The organism is Clostridium sp. MD294, assembly GCF_000364165.2.
Classification (GTDB): domain Bacteria; phylum Bacillota; class Clostridia; order Lachnospirales; family Anaerotignaceae; genus Coprocola.
In genome coordinates this window covers 182,096-202,595 of sequence record NZ_CP097810.1, presented here as the reverse complement: position 1 = coordinate 202,595, position 20,500 = coordinate 182,096, and the positions used below count along the sequence as shown (strand labels likewise).

General features: G+C 30.8%; 14 protein-coding genes. 12 read left to right on the top strand and 2 right to left on the bottom strand.

The window, feature by feature from the left end; all coding sequences use genetic code 11:
* The first annotated feature begins 1 nt into the window (after nt 1).
* Nucleotides 2-1,021 carry a tRNA (adenosine(37)-N6)-threonylcarbamoyltransferase complex transferase subunit TsaD gene (gene tsaD / locus C820_RS01000; RefSeq protein ID WP_004036149.1) on the top strand — a complete coding sequence of 340 codons (1,020 nt, stop codon included), beginning with the start codon at nt 2-4 and terminating at the stop codon, nt 1,019-1,021.
* A gap of 1 nt (nt 1,022) precedes the next feature.
* On the top strand, nt 1,023-1,748 hold the full coding sequence (ymfI, locus tag C820_RS00995; protein WP_004036151.1) for an elongation factor P 5-aminopentanone reductase: 726 nt from the start codon (nt 1,023-1,025) through the stop codon (nt 1,746-1,748).
* A gap of 46 nt (nt 1,749-1,794) precedes the next feature.
* Here ymfI and hisC read toward each other — a convergent pair whose 3' ends face one another.
* Both hisC and C820_RS00985 read right to left on the bottom strand, forming a co-directional pair.
* Nucleotides 1,795-2,853: a histidinol-phosphate transaminase gene (gene hisC, locus C820_RS00990; RefSeq protein WP_004036153.1), complete on the bottom strand. Its 1,059-nt coding sequence runs from the start codon at nt 2,851-2,853 to the stop codon at nt 1,795-1,797.
* Between the two features lie 35 nt (nt 2,854-2,888).
* The gene (locus C820_RS00985; protein WP_004036155.1) at nt 2,889-4,274 is read right to left on the bottom strand and encodes a glycosyltransferase family 4 protein; all 1,386 of its coding nucleotides are present in this window, start codon (nt 4,272-4,274) and stop codon (nt 2,889-2,891) included.
* A 295-nt stretch (nt 4,275-4,569) separates the two neighbouring features.
* On the opposite strand from C820_RS00985, the gene C820_RS00980 reads away from it, so the two are divergent.
* The 10 genes from C820_RS00980 to C820_RS00935 all read left to right on the top strand — a co-directional run bounded on the left by C820_RS00980 (nt 4,570) and on the right by C820_RS00935 (nt 20,481).
* Nucleotides 4,570-6,411 (top strand): ATP-dependent helicase, encoded by a 1,842-nt coding sequence (locus C820_RS00980; protein WP_004036157.1) that lies wholly within the window; start codon nt 4,570-4,572, stop codon nt 6,409-6,411.
* A gap of 132 nt (nt 6,412-6,543) precedes the next feature.
* Nucleotides 6,544-9,111, top strand: a complete 2,568-nt coding sequence (locus C820_RS00975) for a DUF8725 domain-containing protein (RefSeq protein ID WP_004036159.1) — start codon at nt 6,544-6,546, stop codon at nt 9,109-9,111.
* Nucleotides 9,098-10,024 carry an ABC transporter ATP-binding protein gene (locus tag C820_RS00970; protein ID WP_004036161.1) on the top strand — a complete coding sequence of 309 codons (927 nt, stop codon included), beginning with the start codon at nt 9,098-9,100 and terminating at the stop codon, nt 10,022-10,024. Before C820_RS00975 ends, C820_RS00970 begins: the two co-directional genes overlap by 14 nt.
* On the top strand, nt 10,021-10,890 hold the full coding sequence (locus tag C820_RS00965) for an ABC transporter permease (protein WP_004036162.1): 870 nt from the start codon (nt 10,021-10,023) through the stop codon (nt 10,888-10,890). The genes C820_RS00970 and C820_RS00965 overlap by 4 nt, the downstream gene beginning before the upstream one ends.
* A 42-nt stretch (nt 10,891-10,932) precedes the next feature.
* Nucleotides 10,933-12,417: a DUF8809 domain-containing protein gene (locus tag C820_RS00960; RefSeq protein ID WP_004036164.1), complete on the top strand. Its 1,485-nt coding sequence runs from the start codon at nt 10,933-10,935 to the stop codon at nt 12,415-12,417.
* 14 nt (nt 12,418-12,431) lie between these two features.
* Nucleotides 12,432-14,255 carry a vWA domain-containing protein gene (locus C820_RS00955; protein ID WP_004036166.1) on the top strand — a complete coding sequence of 608 codons (1,824 nt, stop codon included), beginning with the start codon at nt 12,432-12,434 and terminating at the stop codon, nt 14,253-14,255.
* Nucleotides 14,245-16,992: a VWA domain-containing protein gene (locus C820_RS00950; protein ID WP_004036167.1), complete on the top strand. Its 2,748-nt coding sequence runs from the start codon at nt 14,245-14,247 to the stop codon at nt 16,990-16,992. The genes C820_RS00955 and C820_RS00950 overlap by 11 nt, the downstream gene beginning before the upstream one ends.
* A gap of 274 nt (nt 16,993-17,266) precedes the next feature.
* Complete coding sequence (locus tag C820_RS00945) at nt 17,267-18,910, top strand: VanW family protein (RefSeq protein WP_004036169.1); 1,644 nt, start codon at nt 17,267-17,269, stop codon at nt 18,908-18,910.
* A 201-nt stretch (nt 18,911-19,111) separates the two neighbouring features.
* Complete coding sequence (gene crcB, locus C820_RS00940) at nt 19,112-19,474, top strand: fluoride efflux transporter CrcB (RefSeq protein ID WP_004036171.1); 363 nt, start codon at nt 19,112-19,114, stop codon at nt 19,472-19,474.
* A gap of 14 nt (nt 19,475-19,488) precedes the next feature.
* The gene (locus tag C820_RS00935) at nt 19,489-20,481 is read left to right on the top strand and encodes an AIR synthase family protein (protein WP_004036172.1); all 993 of its coding nucleotides are present in this window, start codon (nt 19,489-19,491) and stop codon (nt 20,479-20,481) included.
* Nucleotides 20,482-20,500: the final 19 nt, after the last annotated feature.

The window sequence follows — 20,500 nt, the reverse complement described above, 5'->3', positions numbered from 1 at the left end:
TATGGAGGAACAGCTGATACTTGCTATAGAAAGTTCTTGTGATGAAACAGCAGCAGCAGTTATAAAAAATGGTAGAAATGTATTGTCAAATATTATTTCATCACAGATTGCATTACATACAGTATATGGTGGTGTAGTACCAGAAATTGCTTCTAGAAAACATATTGAAGCAATAGATAATGTGATTGTGGAAGCAATAAAACAGGCAAATGTAACATTGCAAGATATTGATGCTGTTGCGGTAACATATGGTCCTGGATTGGTGGGGGCATTGCTTGTGGGGCTGTCAGAGGCCAAAGCACTTGCTTTTGCACTGAAAAAGCCATTGATAGGTGTGCATCATATAGAGGGACATATCTGTGCCAATTATATAGAAAATGAAGAATTTAAACCCCCTTTTGTATCTTTGGTAGTTTCAGGAGGACATACACATATTGTATTTGTTCCAGAGTACGGAAAATATGAAATTATGGGAAAAACGAGAGATGATGCTGTAGGAGAGGCATATGATAAAGTAGCAAGAGCAATAGGAATGGGATATCCTGGAGGGCCTAAAATAGATGAAGCAGCTAAAAAAGGCAATTCTCAGGCTATTGATTTTCCAAGAGTATTTTTGGAAGAAAATAGTTATGATTTTAGTTTTAGTGGTTTAAAATCTGCTGTGCTAAATTATATCAATAAAGCAAATATGACAGGAGAAAAAATTGTATCAGAAGATGTTGCAGCAAGTTTTCAAGCAGCAGTAATAGATGTTTTGGTACAAAAAACGCTCAAAGCAGTAAAACAAAAAGGTGTTTATACTATTGCATTGGCTGGAGGAGTTGCCTCTAATAGTGCATTAAGACAAACAATGAAACAAGAATGTGATAAAAAAGGCTATACACTTCATATACCAGAACCTATATATTGTACAGATAATGCAGCAATGATAGGTTGTGCAGCTTATTATGAATATCAAAAAGGGGTAAGAGATGCTTTTGATTTGAATGCAAACCCTAGTTTGAAATTGGGAGAGAGATAACATGGTAGTGTTAGTGACAGGTTCTTCCAGAGGTATCGGAAAAGCAATCGCCTATGCTTTTGGTAAAAAAGGATATAAAGTAGTGTTAAATGGAAGTAAAAATAAAACAGCATTAGAACAAACAAAAACAGAATTTTTAAAACAAAATATTGATTGTATTGCTGTTTTGGCAGATGTTTCAAAATATGAGCAATGTCAAATGCTTTTTGATGAAATACAAAAAGTATATGGTGGTGTAGACATATTGATAAATAATGCAGGAATTTCTCATATTGCACTGTTTTCAGATATGACACCACAACAATGGAAAAATGTATTATCTGTGAATTTAGAAAGTGTACTAAATTGTACCCATATTGCATTAAAACATATGCTACACTGTCATAAAGGTAGTATTATCAATATTTCTTCTATATGGGGACAAAGGGGAGCATCTTGCGAAGCAGTATATTCTGCATCAAAGGGTGGTGTAGATGCTTTTACAAAAGCTATGTCAAAAGAATTAGGCCCTTCTGGCATTAGAGTAAATGCAATAAGTTGCGGTGTAATAGATACGGAAATGAATGATTGTTTTGACGAACAAGAAAAACAAATGCTTATAGAAGAAATATCACTTATGAGAATGGGAAAAACAAGAGAAGTAGCTAATTTGGCAGTCTTTTTGGCAGAGGAAAGTGCCTCTTTTGTTACAGGACAAATTATAGTAATAGATGGTGGTATGTTGTAAAAAAACGAGATTGGAGTATTTTACCAATCTCGTTTTTTTATGCTATTTATATTGATACAATATTTGATATGTGTTGTAGTAATGTATCCATTTCGGTATCTGTACCAATTGTAATACGTAAATGGTTGTTAATACGAGGTAAATTGAAATAACGTATAAATATGTTTTCTGATTTTAGTGTTTCAAAAATATGTTTTGCTGGTATGGTGCTATGTGTAACAAACAAAAAATTAGATTGGCTAGGAAATACATAAAAGCCCATATTTTGAAGTTCTTTTGTACAGCGTTGTCTTGTTGCCATAATTTTTTGGCAAGTTTCATGAAAATATTGTTCATCTAATATAGAAGCAGCACCTACTTCTATAGCGATACTATCCATAGTATAAGAATTATAAGAATTTTTGACTGCTTCTAACGTTTGTATCAATTTTTCATTTCCCATAGCCATACCAATACGCATACCTGCAAGAGAACGAGATTTTGAAAAAGTATGTATAATAAGAAGGTTTTGATATTTTTCTAATAATTCTATACAAGAATAAGCACCAAAATCAACATAGGCTTCATCAATCATTACAATAGAATTTTGATTTTGTTCTAAAAGTTGTATGATGTCCTCTTTAGATTGCCCTATACCTGTAGGAGCATTAGGATTTGGTAATATAATACCACCATTTTCTCTATTGTAGTCAGAGATATTAATATGAAACTGTTCATCTAAAGGTATTGTTTGATAGTCTATTTTTAAAAGAGAACACCAAACAGGGTAAAAAGAGTAAGTAATATCTGGAAATAGTATAGGTTTTTTAGAGTTAAAACAAGCCATAAAAGCAAATGCAATAACCTCATCAGAACCATTTCCTACAAAAATTTGACTTTCTCTCAATTTAAAATGTTTGGCAATCGCTTCTTTTAATTTAGAAGCGGTGGCACTAGGATAAATACGCAAGCGGTTTGCATCTATATTTTTTAATGCTTCTATTGCCTTAGGCGAAGGAGGATAAGGATTTTCATTTGCATTTAATTTAATAATATTTTGATTTTTGGATTGTTCTCCAGGAATATAGGGTTCTATTTGACGAAGATTTTTTTCCCAATTTGACATAAATAATCACCTCATTATTATTTTGTAATAGTGTGTTATTGCTGTATTTTGCTATTTTCATTATTTTCTGCATTTATTTCATTATTTTCTGTATTTATTTTATTACTTTCTACTACTGTACGAGCAGTTATATTTTTATGAAGTAAAGGTAAATATAATCCTTTTTTTACTATTTTTTTAGGCAATATAGAAATGTTTTTGACTGCTTTGACACCTACAGAAAGAGGACGTTTTGGAAAATATTCATGTGTTGTTTCTGCATGATAATCAGATATCGTTTTTTGATATAATTGTTCCATATGTTCAGCAAATGCTTCTACAGACAATAGTTCCATTTTGGTAAGTGAAGCATCAGAAAGTCTTTTTTGAAGAGAAGGCGTATTTAAAAGCATATAAAGTTTTTCTGTTAAATCTTCTTCTGTTTCAAAAAGTAATCCTGTTTTATTGTTATCTACAATATTTTCAATACATTCATCTCTTTTTGCTACTACAGGGATACCTCCAGCCATAGCTTCTGCAAATGTTAAACCTTGTGTTTCTGATACAGAGGCACTACAAAATACTGTACCAATTTGATAATATTTTCCAATTTCTGACCAAGGTTTTGCTCCTATAAAAAGAACTTTGTGTGCAATATCTAGTTCTTTGGCTAATTGCTCTAAATTTTCTCTTTCAGGACCATCTCCTACAATAACCATACGAGCTTGAGGTATTTTTTGAAATAGTGTAGGTAAAGCACGTAATATTACATCAATACTTTTTTCTTTTGCTACACGTCCTAATGATAATATAACTGGTGTATCTGGTTCTAATCCTAATGAAGATTTCAATGCTATAGTATCTTCATAACAAAAATTTTTTTTAGCAAATAATGCTGTATCAATGCCTGTAGGTATTACTTCAATAGGTTTTGTAACACCATATTCTTCTAAAAAATGTTTTGCTTTTTCTGTAGGAGCAACAACAGTAGTTGCACTATTACAAAAGAGTTTGCTAAATTCTTTTGCCATAGTAGGCGTAACAATATAACCATTAGCAATATAGTGAACATAGTCTTCATACATAGTATGATATGTATGTACCATAGGTATTTTTTTTACAGAGGAAAGTAATTTCCCAAATATACCTAGTGGGAACTCTGTTTGTGTATGCACAATATCTAAATGTAAATGTGATATTTGATTTAATGCACGAGGAGAATAAATCAAACCTACACGGTAATTGCGAAGTAGCATAAAAGGCAAACTAGGCATAGCAATTACATATTCATCTTTTTGTTGTTGTGTTGTTTTAGGGTCTTTTGGTGTAAAAATGTAAACTTGATGTCCTCTGGCTCTTAATGCACCAGCTAGCGTATGAACAGAGGTAGCAACACCATTAATTTGTGGAAAATAAGTGTCTGTAAATAAACCAATATTCATAATATAAAAACCTCCTAATTGTGAGTTATAAAATTGCGAAATAAACTAATGGCATTTTAATATAAAAAAAGGAAGTTGACAACTGTTATAAAAATAAAGTAAGAAAAATTTAAGCTGAAATAAAATTGAAAAATGTTGATAGACATAGTATAAATATGAGTATTATATTGTTTTGAAATACTTTAAGTAATTGACATAAAATAATTTGTTTTGATTTTATTGACAGTTTGTATTGTGGTATTATACTATAATTGAATTATAAAAAAGGTAATAGAAGTAAATAAGGGAGAATAATATGGATTTTAATATACAACAGCAAAAAGCGATAAAACATCATAAAGGAGCAATGTTAGTACTAGCAGGACCAGGAAGTGGAAAAACTACAGTAATTATATATAGAATAAAATACCTTATAGAACAACATAATGTAGCACCAGAAAAAATACTTGTTGTAACTTATACCAAAGCAGCGGCAACAGAAATGCAACAACGTTTTTTAAAATTAAATGTTATAGGAGGAGATAAAGTTATATTTGGTACATTTCACAATATCTTTTTTAGAATATTGAGAAAGGCATATCATTATAGATTAGAGCAAATAATGAGCGAAGATGAAAAGTGGAATTTTTTTAAAAAATTAATAATAGAGTCCGAAATAGAAACAAATGATATAGAAGAATATGTCAAAGATTTATTGGGAGAAATATCACTAATGAAAAATGAATTGTTATCATTAAAACAATATCAGCCTATCAATTTTGAAACAGAGTTGTTTCAATTTTTTGTAAAAAAATATGAAAGATATAAAGCATATAAAAATAAAATTGATTTTGATGATATGCTTACACAGTGTTATGAATATTTAACACTAGAGGAACAAGCTAGAAAATATTGGCAACAACGTTTTGAATATATATTATTAGACGAATATCAAGATATTAACCAAGCACAAAATGCTTGTATTAGTATGTTGGCAGAACCTCAAAATAATATTTTTGCAGTAGGAGATGATGACCAAAGTATTTATTGTTTTAGAGGAGCAAGACCAGAATTTTTATTGCAGTTTCCTCAAAAATATGAAAACAGTGAAAAAGTTATATTGTCTGTAAATTATCGTTCTACAGAAAAAATTATAAAATTATCAGAAAAAATCATTTGTCATAATAAAAAACGTTTTGCAAAAAATATGTATGGAGAAAGAGGAGAAGGAGAAAAAATTATATTTTTTACAGAAAAAGATGCTTATCAAGAAGCAGAAAGAATTGCCTATTTGCTGATGAAATTAAGAAAAAAAGGTATACACTATTCTGAAATGGCAGTAATATATAGAACAAATATACAGGGAGGCATTATTGCAGGAGCATTAACACAAAAAGGTATACCATTTATATTAAAAGATAAAGGTTCTAATTTATATAGCCACTGGATTACAAAAGATTTGACTTCATATTTAATTTTAGCAGAAGATATTTATAATAATGCAGAATTTCGTCGTATTGTAAATAAGCCTAAAAGATACATTAGTAGAGAACTTTTGGAACAGACAGAAAAAAGTGATTTTCCACTTTTAAAAGCATTGTATGCGTCCCCACATTTGAGAAAATATCAAGCACAGTATTTACAAGATTTAGAAGCTCATTTAATACAAATAAAAAAGAGAAAACCGTTGGAAGCATTAAAATATATTAGGAATATTGTAGGGTATGATGACTATTTAAAACAATATGCTAGTTTTAGAAAGGCAAGCTTAGAGGGATATTTAGAAATTGCAGAAGAAATTACACAATTTGCGAGTGTTGCAGAAGATACAGAAAGCTTTTTAAATAAATTAAAAGAAATGGAAAATGAAATGATACAAAAAAACAAAAGAAGTAATATGGAACAAATACAAGGTGTAACACTTTCTACTATGCACTCTGCAAAAGGGCTAGAATTTGAAGCAGTGTTTGTGCCTAGCATTGTAGAGGAAATAATACCACATAAAAAAAGTGAAACATCAGAACAAATAGAAGAAGAACGTAGATTGTTTTATGTTGCTGTAACAAGAGCAAAAAGTATATTATATTTGTCTGAAATAACAAAAAGACATGATAAAAAAACGAAACGCTCTTGTTTTTTAAAAGAATTGGGATTATAACAAAATATTATTTTTATTTATTGATACTATAGAAATATATTAATAATAAAAGTGTAAGAAAAAATTAGTATTTATATTTTTTGGAAATTGATATAATAGTGACAGTAAATAAACAAGGGAGGTTGTAATAATATGAAAATAAATAAAAGAGAGCAAAGAAAAAGACGTATCGCAGCAATTGTTGCTATATTACTTGTAATTGCTATGGTATTGAGCTTAATTGCACCAATATTTTCTGCTAGAGCAATGGCAGCACCAGCAGTAGCAGTAGATACTGCTTCAACTATTTTAAATGATGATACAATACAAAATGATGCAGCACTTTCTGAAAAACAAAAAAAAGAAAGAGAAGTTGGTATAAATGATTTTTCTGCCAATATTTTAATTGGATTTGAACAGCAATTTATTGTAGGAAAAGTAGTCCCTGTTAGTGCTGTTATGGTAAATAATAGTAATGATTTTAAAGGAGAATTTCAAATAAAAATATACTCCACTATAGGCAATAGTAATAATGGAGGAAGATATTCTATTTTTTATCAACCTTTGGAACTTTCAAAAGGGGCAATAAAACAGATTTATTTATCTGTACCAATACAGACAATACAAAAAGATTTTGAAATAACATTAGTAAATGAAAAAAATCAAATTGTATATAGAAAATATGTTAGTGCTCAGCCATTAGACCCTGCAACAATATTAATAGGAGTACTTAGTGAAAGACCAGCAGATATGGCATATTTGTCAGCACTTCATTTTGCACAGCAACAAGATTATACAGGAGAATATACAAAAACAGTGTATTTAAATAACGAAACATTTCCAAGTGAGCAATCTGTTATCAATCATTTTAAAGTAATTGTGATAGACGATTTTGACACAAAGTCGTTGTCAGAAAAGCAAAAGCAAGCACTTTTACAATGGATACAACAGGGAGGTATTTGTGTTATTGGTACAGGAGTAAATGCTTCCAAAACAATGAGTGGATTACAAAATATTGTATCTATTACAAGTGAGAGTACTGTACAAAAAAATATTATATTAGCAGGGCAGAGTGTAAGAGCTGATGTAGCGGAATTGAATTTATTAGGAATAGAGGACATACAAACAGATATTTTTGAAAATGCTTCATTGCTAGCAATAGGAAATGGAGCAGTGATACTATATGATATATCATTATCATTAGAGCCTGTAATTAGTACAGCAGGCTTTGTAAATGAAATAAAAAGTTACTGCGAGTATGTTGATGAAGAGTTGATGAAAGTAGAATATGCAGACAGTTATAATTATAATCCTATGTCTTATATTGCACAAAGATTTCCAGAGCTAAAAGAAAATAGTATTTATATTATATTGTTTGCTGTAATAATTTATGTCATTGTAATAGGCCCTATATTGTATATTGTACTAAAAAGAAAAGATAAAAGAGAATTCGCTTGGATAGCAATACCAGCTATTTCTGCAATATTTATGCTGATTATATTTGTGTTAAGTATAAATAGTCAGTATAAAAGTGGCTTAATTAATATTGTGTCTGCTACAAAAATAGAACAAGGACAAAATATAGCTAAAACAGAAATATATGGTTGTGCAAAATCAAATAAAAAAGGAACTGTTGTATTGAGTGCAGAAAAAGCAATGAATTTGTCAGTAGCTTCTGAAGACAGATGGAATTATTATGAAGAGGCAAAAGATATTTATTTGAATAAAGTATTGATAGGAGATAAAACAGAAATTACATATTTTAATAAGGGCAGTTGGAATAACAATGAATTTGAAATGCAAACTGTAACAGATATGGGTGGTACTGTAGTATGTGACGTTAAAATGGAAGGAGAAAAATTAGTTGGTACAATTACAAATAATACTAATAGAAATTTTAAAGATATATTATTTGTAGTAGGAAAAAGAATTATAAAAATAGATAGTCTAAAAATAGGAGAAAGCATCAATATTAACGAGGAAATTGTAGACAAGCAAATAACAAATTTATCAAGTGCAGTATGGGAAATATTTAGAGATGTGTATGATAGAACAAAATTAAATAAAAAAATAAAATCAGGAGAAATGACAAGACAAGACGCTTATCGTATAATGAGAGAAGGAGATTTAGTACAGGACTATGTAAATTGGAATGAGGCAGAAATGCGATTAGTAAATGAGGGAGATATGAAGGTATATCTGTATGCTTTTGATGAAGAGGGAATATTACCTGAACCTATTAATATCAATGGAGAGAGTGCATTAGAAAATACATTAAATTTGTATATTATGGAATATAGCGTATATTTGTCAGAAGCAGAAATGTTTGAAATACCTTACGGTGTATTGTCTGGTATTGTGCTTTTAGAAGAAAGTGCAGATGGCATAAATGATTATAGAGATAATAGTATTTATGCAGAAACAGCATCAGAAGCAGTATGGACATTTGGCATACCTGCAAATACACAAATAGAAAGTGTACAGTTCCGCTCATTAAATGATACAGGAAACTTTTATCAAGCACCAGAAATATATAATGCGGCAACAGAACAGTGGGAAGCATTGAGCAGTGACCCATATAACGATATTTCAAATTATATATGGATAACAGAAGATTATCCAAATGGCTGCATAAAAGTAAAATATTTTGTACAAAAAGAAACAGAAGTCAGATACCCAGAAATGAAAATAAAGGGGGCAGGGCAAAATGTTAGAAATTAAACATCTTATGAAAAAATATGGAAAATTTACCGCAGTAGATGACTTAAATTTGACAGTACCAGAAAGTAGTATATTTGGATTTGTAGGACCAAATGGTGCGGGAAAAACAACTACAATGAAAATTATGTCAGGACTTTTGAAAGCAACAGATGGAAGTGTTATAATTGATGGTGTAGATGTTACCAAAAATCCTAAAGCATTGAAAGAACATATAGGATATATGCCAGACTTTTTTGGTGTGTATGATGACTTAAAAGTGTCAGAATATATGGATTTTTATGCAGGAACTTATTATATACCTTATGAACAAAGAGAAAGTTTGATAAATAATTTGTTAGAAATTGTGGACCTTTCTCATAAAAAAGATACATATGTAGATAGTCTATCAAGAGGTATGAAACAAAGACTATGTTTAGCAAGAAGCTTAATACATGACCCCAAATTGCTAATATTAGATGAACCTGCTTCTGGACTTGACCCAAGGGCAAGAGTAGAAATGAAAGAAGTATTAAAGCAACTCCAGATAATGGGAAAAACAATTATTATTAGTTCTCATATATTGCCAGAACTTGCCGAAATGTGTACAGAAGTAGGTATTATAGATAAAGGGCATATTGTTGTACAAGGAACAGTACAGGAAATTATGAAACAAATGACAAAAGTAAGAAGAATACAAATACGCCCTCTGGAAAATATGACTGCTCTTATGAAATTGTTAGAAGAACAACCGCTTGTAGAAGATATAATTGAAAATACATTTGATATAGAATTTTCTTATCAAGGGGAAGACAAAGAATTAGCAGAGCTTTTAAAACAAATTGTACTAGCAGATATTGCAATAATATATTTTAAAGAAAAAGAAGGAAATTTGGAAGAAATATTTATGCAGGTAACAGGAGGCGAACAAAAATGATGATGAACCCTGTATTGCGTCGAGAAACAAAAACAACACTAAGAAGTTGGAAAATGTTTGCAATATTGACAGTGTATGTTGCTATAGTAGCACTAGGAGCAATACTGTTTTTATATGGTACAATGTTTAATTCTTACAATTATTCATTTGACCCAGAACAAATGACATATATGTATGTTGTACTTTGTGCTATGCAAATGGGATTGATGCTTTTGGCAGCTCCAGCTATGACAGCAGGCTGTATCAGTGGAGAAAGAGAAAGGCAAACATTAGATTTACTTTTGATGACAAAAATGTCATCGCTATCTATTGTAATAGGAAAATTGATGTCTTCTATTGCAACACTTGTATTAATTATGATAGCAACATTACCTGTTTTTGCTATAGCATTCTATTTTGGTGGTGTTACAATTATTTCTTTGTTAGTAATGATGCTTTATATTATGATAACGACTTGCATGGCTTGTTCTATTTCTATATTTTTTTCTTGCATATTTAAAAAGACAGTAGTATCTATTGTTGTAGTATATTTGCTTATAGGAGGAGTATTTTGTTTTGGAACACTGATAGCAGTTTTTTTGCAGCAAAGTTTACATTGGACAATGTACCAAACATCCCCAAGTTTGGCATTTCCATTAACAATACTTTCTGCAAATCCGGGTGTAGGATTTTTTTCATTGATAGATAATCAATTAGGGACAAATGTAGCATCTGATTTATTTTATCGCTATGCTAGCCAAAATACTACAATAAATACAATAGTGCAGCATTATTGGATAGTAAATACTGTGTTTAATATTGTAGTTTCATTTTTGTTTGTGTTGTTGTCAGCACATTTTATCAACCCAGTAAGAAATAAAAAATAAAAAAAGTAAATACAGAAGTAAAAAAAGAGAGGAGAGAACAATATGGAACAGCTACAAAAAAGACTTTTGAAATTAAAAATAAAATTAATGTGGGAGTTGTGGCTGAAAATATTTTTAAAATTTGTAATAGTAGGTACAGCAATTTCAGTTATATATGTTTTAATTTCAAAATGGAAATATTTATTTGATGATAATATATTTTTTATAATCATTGTGTTAGCTGTTTTATTTTGTTCTTTTATTGTTACATATTTAAAACGTATTACGTGGAAAAAAACAGCACAAATTGCGGATAAATTAGGATATAAGGAACGTTTTATTACAGCATTGGAATTATTGGAACAAAAAAGAGAATATACAAAAATAGAAAAACTGGTAATAGAAGATGCTCTGCAGAAAGCACAACAACAGGATATTTCAAAAAAATATAAATTAACTATTTCTAAAAAAGAAATACAAATATTGGCAGTACTATTTGTGGCATTGTTTGGTACAAATATTATTACTACTCCACAACAAAAACAAGCAGAACAGTATGCAGCAGCACAGCTAAAAAAAATAGAACAAGTAAAAAGTGATATTAATAAAGAACAAGAAATAAAAGAAGATGCTTTAAAAGCATTTAATAAAGAAATGAATACGCTAACAAAAAATTTAAAAAAAGCACAAACAGTAGAAGAAAGTAAAAGAATAGTAGAACAAGCACAACAAGCAGTAAAAGCACTTGAAAAAGAAAATATGTCAGAAGATTTAAAAAAAGTATCAGAAAAGCTTTCTCAAAATGAGAAAACAAAAGAATTAGCGAATGCACTAGAAACAGGAGATACAAAAGCCATTCGTACACAAATGGACACGTTGCTGTCTGAAATGGAAGAATTGCCTCAGGAAGTATTAGAAAAAATTGCACAGGCATTAGAAGATATAGGAGAAGTAAATGATGAAGAATTAGCAGAATTGCTTAAAAATTTGTCACAACAGCTTTCTAGTGGTAATATGGCACAGGCAATTACACAAGGACAAGCATTAAAAGGAAAATTAGCATCATTAGCAAATGAGAATACTGATTTTATACAAAATATGGAAAACTTAAATCAAGCATTGGCTGAAAATGCTTCTTCTAAAACAGAACAGTCAGGACAATCAGGACAGCAAGGAGATGGACAAGGGCAGGGACAAGGAGAAGGAGAACAAAGCGGAAGCGGTCAAGGTGGTCAAGGACAAGGTAGCGGTGAAGGTATGAACAGTGGTCAAGGTAGAGGAAATGGACATCAAGAAACAGAAAAAATATATACTAGAAAAGCGGAGAATATGGCAGGATACCAAACACAACTGCAAGGACAGCAAAATGAACAAGGACAAACAAATATTACAAGAGAGCAGACAATAGGAGAAAGAGGACAAAGTTTGCCTTATGAACAAGTATATCAGTCTTACCGAAATGATGCTTTAAAAGATATTGAAAATAGTGACGTACCTTATGGTATGAGAGAATTGGTTTCTGAATACTTTTCAACATTAGAACAATAAGGAGGGTGTAATCAATGCGTTTTTTTCAGCCGTTAGGACTTTTGGCGTTAATAGGAGTTCCTATTATTGTTTTGATGTATTTGATGAAACAAAAGTATAAAGAACAGCAAGTATCTAGTTTGTTTTTATGGAAAAGAGCAGAAAGCTATAGTATGGCACAAAAACCTTTTCAAAAATTAAAAAAGAATTTATTAATGTTTTTGCAGATAATTGCTGTTATATTGTTAGCTGTAGCGCTGGCTAATCCTTATATTATGGGAATAAGTGAAACAAGTCATATTGTATTTGGACTAGATTGCTCTTTGAGTATGCAGGCAAAAGATGAACAGGAGGGCAAAAGTCGCTTAGAACAGGCAAAACAGCAAATGAAAAATCAAATAGAACAGTCACCTCCTAATGGTATGTTTAGTATTGTGCTTTTACAAGATACACCAATAATATTATCTAGTAACAGTACAGATAAAAGAACATTGTTAAATCAAATAGAAACTATTCAGCCTACAAATGGAGGAGTAAACTGGCAAAATAGCAGAGAGTTGTTACAACTAGCAGGGGCAGAAAACGGTCAAATTTGTATTTTTACAGACCAGTTACAACCAACATTACAAGATTTAGATATAGAACAAAATATATTAGGAAAAAATAGTCAAAATACTGCAATTACATTGCTTTCTCATAGTCAAGGAGAAAACGGTTTTCAAGCACTTGTAAAAGTGAGCTATTTTGGAGAAGGAGAAATTACTAAAACAGTTAATTTATTTTGTGATGGAAAGGCATTTGATAGAAAAGAAATTACAATACAAGGCGGAAATAGCAAAGATGTAATATTTACAGGTATTTCGCAACAGACAACAGCATTAACAGCAACATTGACACCAGAAGATGTCTTAATAGCAGATGATAGAGCCTATGATGGAGCATTTTCTCAAACAAAAAAGAAAGTGCTTTTAGTAACAGACCAAAATATATTTTTAGAAAAAGTATATAGCCTTTTGCCTGAAGTAGAACTTTATAAAACAGATACAGAACATATTGAAGTATTGAAGGGATATTCACTATATATATTTGATGGCGTTGTACCAGAAGTTTTACCAGAAGATGGTTATTATATATTTTGGAATTTACCTAATGATAACAATATATTGCCTTTAGGAACAGAAAGAAATATAACAGCACAAGCAACTACACAAGGATATGGCAATATGACATTTTCAGAAACATTAAAATTTGATATTGAAAAAGCAAAATCATTTTCTGTACCAATTTGGGCATCTCCTATATTAGAAGCAGATGGAAAAGCTATTGCTATAGCAGGAGAACAAAATGGTGTCAAAATGGCAGTATTTGCATTTGACATTCATAATACAGATTTGCCACTACAAAAAGAATTTCCTATATTAATATATAATTTACAAAATTGGTTTTTTGAACAGAGTGCACAAAAATCTTTGAAGGGTATAGAGTCTGGGCAAACAATAGAAATTTCACTTTTACCAGAAACAAAAGAGGCTTTTATACAGTTTCCAAATGGACAAACTACAAAAATAGCACCTCCTTTTCCTCCAGAAACTTTTACAGATACACAACAAACAGGCATTTATACACTCATACAAAAAGACCAATTACAACAACAAACAACAAATACATTTGCTGTTAATGCGAAAACAGCAGGAGAGTCTGATTTGATGCAGCAATATCAAATAAGAGAACAAACACAAACACAGCAAAATAATGCCCAAAAAACAATAAAAGTAGGAAAAAGTATTCAAAATATTGTAATATTTGTGTTACTTTTACTTCTGCTGTTAGAATGGAGAGTGAATTGCAATGAACGTTAGTGTAATGAAACCTTATTGTATATTGTTTTTTGTTATAGTAGTGCTGTTGTTGTATGTGATTGCAAAAAAAGGAAATATAAAAAATACATTTAGCCATAGATTTTTTATATTTATGAGAAGCATAGTCGCTCTTTTGCTTATACTAGCATTGTGTGATATTAGTATACAAACCACTTCTCAAAAGGTAACAACAATATTTGCAGTAGATTTGTCTGATAGTACAAAACAGTCACAACAAAATATCAAAACATTTTTAAAACAGGCAGAAAGTGCAAGAAGTGAAAAAGATAACATTGGATTGTTATGCTTTGGTGGTGATGCTGTGTTAGAACAGTCCCCTATGAGTAATGTACCTTTTCCTCAAAATTTTTTGTCTTATGTACAAAAAAATGCAACAAATATTAGTAGTGTATTAAATTTAGCAAATGCAGTAATACCAGAAAAAACAAGAAAAAGAATTGTATTACTTTCTGATGGCATTGAAACAGTAGGAGATGGTTATGCACAGTCAAAATTGTTGCAAGCACAAGGCATTACAATAGATGTATTTCCATTACAAACAAAAGAACAACCAGAGGTACAGCTTTCTGCACTTCAAGTTTCTAATTTGATAAATAAAAATACAGAATATGATGTTACATTGCAAATAAGTAGTAATATAGATACACAAGCAAATGTAAAATTGTTTAAAGGAAATAGTTTAATTGCTAATGAACAAATTGCAGTAGTAAAAGGAGAAAGTAATATTGTATTTTCTGATAAAACAGAAAATGGTGGAAGTATATTGTATAGAGCAGAATTGTCAGCACAGCAAGATACGATTTCTCAAAATAATAAAGCCTATGCTTACTGCTATATTACAGATGTTGCACAAATATTGCTGATAGAACAGTATGATAGTGGAAATGTATGGGAGGACTTTTTACAAAACAGTCAAGTAAATGTGACAAAAATAGCAATAGAAAATGCACCTGTTATAGTGGAACAATTAAATCAGTATGATGCAGTAGTATTGTCAGATGTTTCAGAAGAAAGTATGCCAAATGGATTTTTAGACGCTCTAGAAAGTTATGTTAAAACAACAGGAGGAGGGCTTCTTGTAACAGGAGGAGAAAACTCATTTGCATTAGGCGGTTATTATAAAACAAAACTAGAGGAAATACTGCCGGTAGAAATGGAATTAAAAACAGAAGGACAAAATAATAGTTTAGGTATGGTAATGGTAATAGACCGCTCTGGAAGTATGGACGGAGGAGAATATGGTGTTTCAAAAATTGAAATGGCAAAAGAGGCCTGTATAAGAAGTCTAAGCAGTTTTATGCCTGGGGATTGTATAGGTGTTATAGCATTTGATGATATAGCACAATGGGCAGTACCTTTTCAAACAGTGCAAGATAATATAACAGATATTCGCATGGGTATAGGTAGTATACAACCTGGAGGAGGTACTAGCATATTGCCTGGACTCAACGCAGCCTATGATGTGCTGAAAGATGCTAATACAAAACAAAAGCATATTATACTTTTAACAGACGGTCAGGCAGAACAATCAGGATATGATAGTTTATTAGAAAGAATGAATACAAATGGTATTACATTATCTACTGTAGCAGTAGGAACGGGAGCTGATACTGCATTATTAAAAAGACTTTCAGAACAAGGTGGAGGAAGATATTACTTTACAAATGAATTTAGTGATTTACCTGAAATTTTTGCGAAAGAAACATTACTTGCAGGAAAAGAATATATAAACAATAGAACATTTTATCCAAAACAAAAAAATGCTTCTGCAATTATGGCTGATATTAGTAGTGTAGCAACATTAGAAGGATATATTGGTACAACAGCAAAACCAAGAGCAGATGTTGTATTAGAGAGCGATAAACAAGAACCTATACTTGCTACATGGCAGTATGGTTTGGGAAGAACAGCTGTTTGGACAAGTGATGTTAGTGGAAAATGGAGTAAAAACTGGCTAGCTTCTCAACAAGGGCGACAAATATTACAAAATAGTATTTCTTGGATAATGAAAAAACAAAGTAGTAAAGATATTACAGCATCAGCAGTAATAGAAGGAGAAAAAAGTCTTTTGACTGTTACAATGGCATATGATGAAAGTGTTTCAGAAGTAGAAGGGACTGTTGTTTCAAATGACAATAAGACATACAATGTGATACTGAATAGAACAGCACCAAATGTATATGTAGGAACTATGGATACTATAGCAGAAGGTGGATATATATTAAATTTACAAATAACAAATACAAAGGGAGAAACAGATAGTGTAAATACAGGTTTTGCTATTGCTTACCCTAAGGAATATGACAGACGAAATTGGGGAAAGGGAGAGGTTCTTTTAAATAGAATAGCAGAAGCAACAGGAGGACGTGTACTGACAAATGGAGAAGAAGTATTTACACAAAAACCTCAAGCAGTATCCGAAAGTAAAAGCTTAACAAATTTGTTTTTAATACTAGCATTAATTGTATTTTTGTTAGATGTCTTTTTCAGAAGATTTTACATAGTAACACAAAAATTAGAAAATATATTGAAAAATCTAAAAAAGGAGAAAAAGCAAACAGTACCACAACAAACAGTACAATATAATAATTTTGAAAAGGAAATGAAACAGGCACAAAAAAGACAACAAAAAAAAGAAAAAAATCAAAAGGAACAACAGCAAAATAATAATATGGCGACACAACTAGCAGAAGCAAAGAAAAAAAGGAAAAGATAAATAGAAAGAGAAGCAGTATAAAACTGCTTTTTTTTCGCCATTATATTACAGAAAAAGGATTTTATTTGTTGTATATTGTCCAATTTTATCGGTTTATAATAATTTATAACTTTGTAAAGAAAATTTAATATATTTGACACCATATTTCAACATTGCTCCGCTATTATAGAATAATATGCTATCATTATTTGAAAATATATTTAAAAAGTATATTTTAAGCATATGGATAGAAATAAGGAAAGTATTTATAATGAGGGAAAGGGGGAAGCCAACTGTGTCACAACAGCATAACAGTCGTAGTAATCATAACAATCATAATAGTCGCAACAATTATAATAATCATGCTACTTACAAAAACCATAATGTTTCTCAAAAGAGAACACAGAAAAGGACAGAAAGAAGAAAAAAAGCAAAAAGAAAAATATTTTTTGTTGGAATATTAGCAGTTGGTATGATTGTAGGAGGAAGTGTATTCGCTTATGGCCAATACATGAAAAACAAAATGGAGGAAGCTGTAAATATAAATACAATTTATAGTGGTATTTCTGTTAATGGTGTAGATGTTTCAGGAAAAACAAAAGAGGAAGCATTACAACAGCTACAGCAAGAGGCAGATGTACATTTAGGCAGCCAGAAAATTACAATACAACAACAAGATAAAACTTGGGAAATTCCATTTTCTGATTTAGATGTAAAATATGATATAGAAGCATCTGTAGAACAAGCGTGGGAAATTGGAAGAACAGGAGAATTGAAAGATAGATATAAAATAGTAACAGATGTTGCACAAAATAAAGAAAACATTACTATATCTTATACACATGATAATCAAAAAGTAGTAGAGAGATTACAACAAATTGCTACAGAATTTAATGTTGATGCACAAGATAGTACGATTACAAGAAAAAATGGTGCTTTTCAAATTACAGAAGAACAAAAAGGTTATGCTTTAGATGTAGATAAAACAGTACCTAAAGTAGAGGAATTACTGGAACAGAATACAGGAGGTATTGTAGAACCAGAAATTACTGTAACGGAACCTAAAGTGACAAAAGCGGACAATGAAAAAGTAACAGATTTGATAGGAACATATAGTACAACATATTCAGCAAATGCAGCAGGAAGAAATGAAAATCTTCGTGTAGGCTGTGCTAATATAGATGGTACTGTAATAGCACCAGGAGATGTATTTTCTATGAATGTGGGACTTGGCCCTCAAACTTATGCCAATGGCTATAAAGATGCAGGAGTATATGTAAATGGTAAAGTAGAGCAAGGAGTTGCAGGAGGCGTTTGTCAGGTAACATCAACATTGTATAATGCAGTAATATTAGCAGAATTAGAAGTAGTAGAAAGGTATCCTCATTCTATGACAGTAGGATATGTGCCATTGGGTAGAGATGCCGCAGTAGCAGGAGATTATAAAGATTTAAAATTTAGAAATGATACAGAATATCCTGTTTATTTAGAGGCTTATGCAAGAGATGGAAAAGTGGTATGTAATTTATATGGACACGAAATACATGATGCAGGACACAAAGTTGATTTTGAAATGGTATTTGATGGAACAATACCAAAACCTGCAGAAAAAATAACAAAAGATGCTTCAAAACCAGAAGGATATAGACAAGTAACCTATACTGGAAAAACAGGTAGTAAAGTCAGCACTTATAAAATTATTATGGAAAATGGAAAACAGATTAGTAAAGAATGGTTTTCTAGTTCCACATATAGAGCAACAGCGGACGAAGTAACTGTTGGTACAAAAAAGGCAGAAGTAGCACCAGAACCAGAACAGAAACCAACAGAAACGATAGAAACACCAGAAACGCCTGCAACAGATGTAACAGAAACACAAGAAAATACAAATAATGAACAACAAGAACAAGCAGATAGTACACCAGTTGGTGCAGAATAAAAAACAAGCGTGTCAATTTATGCGACACGCTTTTGTATTTTAATTACTATTTTGCTAGAACAATTAGAAATAAGTACAATTATATATAATAAAAAATAATATACCATATAAAATTATGTTATTTTAGCAAAACTATAGTAATAAAGAAGTAATGACTAAAAATGATATGAAATGTTCATTAAATTAAAGGAGAAAATAGTAATGATGCAATGTTTAATAGTAGCTTTAGGGGGCGGCATAGGTGCAATGTTTCGCTATATGATAGGAAAAATAAATTTACCATTTGAAATAGCATTTCCTGTTACAACATTATGTATCAACATTATAGGAGCATTTATAATAGGGCTTGTAGTAAGTGGAGCAATGAAGTATACTGTATCAGAAACTGTAGTATTATTTTTAAAAACAGGGCTTTGTGGAGGTTTTACAACATTTTCAACATTTTCGCTAGAAAGTGTTACATTAATAGAACAAAAAAATGTTGTTATGGCATTTTGTTACATTGCAAGTAGTATATTGTGTTGCATAATAGGAGTATGGTTAGGAAAAAGAGTATTTTTATAACAAGGAGGAATATTATGGAAATTGGAAAAATACCACCAGAAATATTAAATCGTATTGTATTAAATCCTATAAATCATTTTGCTGTAAAAAGAAAAGATGTATTTTTAAGACCTAAAACAGGAGAAGACTGTTCTGCTATTACATTTGGAGAAGAACTTTGTGTAGTATCAGCAGACCCTATCACAGGAGCAGAGCAGGATATAGGATATATTGCAGTACACATTAATTGTAATGATATTGCATCAAGCGGAGCAGAAGTTGTAGGAATACTTTTGACAATATTGTTACCAGAAAAAAGTACAGAGGCAACATTGTCTGACATTATGGAAGGGGCATATGAAGCAGCAAAAGAAATAGGTATTGAAATATTAGGAGGACATACAGAAGTAACATCTGCTGTGAACAAGCCTATAGTATCTGCTGCAGTAATAGGTAGAACAGATAAAAATAATTTTATTGCAACAGGAGGTGCAAAAGTAGGACAAGATGTTATTATGACAAAATGTGCAGGTTTGGAAGGAACTGTAATATTAGCAAAACAGTATGAGGAAATATTGTCAGACAATATAGAGAAAAATTTAATTGAAAAAGCAAAGAAAATGAGAGGATTTTTGTCTGTAGTAAAAGAAAGTAATATTGCTAAAAATTTGGGAGCAACTGCAATGCACGATGTTACAGAGGGAGGAATATTAGGTGCAGTTTGGGAAATAGCAGATTGTTCTAACACAGGTATTATAGTGGAATTGGATAAAATACCAGTAAAGGAAGAAACAAAAGCAATTTGTCGAGTAGCACAAATTAGTCCATATGAATTGATTTCAAGTGGAAGTTTGATTATTACTGCTTTTGAAGGAGAAAAAATTGTAAAAGCATTACAACAACAAAATATTGAATGTGCTATTATAGGGAGTATTACAGAAAAAGAAAAACAAATTATAAAAAATGGAAAAATTCAACAATTAAATCAACCTAAAAGTGATGCTTTATATGCTGTAAAATTTGAATAATATAATAAAGAGAATGGTG

Coding starts and splice junctions, on each gene's coding strand:
- tsaD (WP_004036149.1), top strand. CDS start 2: ATGGAGGAACAGCTGATACTTGCTATAGAAAGTTCTTGTGATGAAACA.
- ymfI (WP_004036151.1), top strand. CDS start 1,023: ATGGTAGTGTTAGTGACAGGTTCTTCCAGAGGTATCGGAAAAGCAATC.
- hisC (WP_004036153.1), bottom strand. CDS start 2,853: ATGTCAAATTGGGAAAAAAATCTTCGTCAAATAGAACCCTATATTCCT.
- C820_RS00985 (WP_004036155.1), bottom strand. CDS start 4,274: ATGAATATTGGTTTATTTACAGACACTTATTTTCCACAAATTAATGGT.
- C820_RS00980 (WP_004036157.1), top strand. CDS start 4,570: ATGGATTTTAATATACAACAGCAAAAAGCGATAAAACATCATAAAGGA.
- C820_RS00975 (WP_004036159.1), top strand. CDS start 6,544: ATGAAAATAAATAAAAGAGAGCAAAGAAAAAGACGTATCGCAGCAATT.
- C820_RS00970 (WP_004036161.1), top strand. CDS start 9,098: ATGTTAGAAATTAAACATCTTATGAAAAAATATGGAAAATTTACCGCA.
- C820_RS00965 (WP_004036162.1), top strand. CDS start 10,021: ATGATGATGAACCCTGTATTGCGTCGAGAAACAAAAACAACACTAAGA.
- C820_RS00960 (WP_004036164.1), top strand. CDS start 10,933: ATGGAACAGCTACAAAAAAGACTTTTGAAATTAAAAATAAAATTAATG.
- C820_RS00955 (WP_004036166.1), top strand. CDS start 12,432: ATGCGTTTTTTTCAGCCGTTAGGACTTTTGGCGTTAATAGGAGTTCCT.
- C820_RS00950 (WP_004036167.1), top strand. CDS start 14,245: ATGAACGTTAGTGTAATGAAACCTTATTGTATATTGTTTTTTGTTATA.
- crcB (WP_004036171.1), top strand. CDS start 19,112: ATGATGCAATGTTTAATAGTAGCTTTAGGGGGCGGCATAGGTGCAATG.
- C820_RS00935 (WP_004036172.1), top strand. CDS start 19,489: ATGGAAATTGGAAAAATACCACCAGAAATATTAAATCGTATTGTATTA.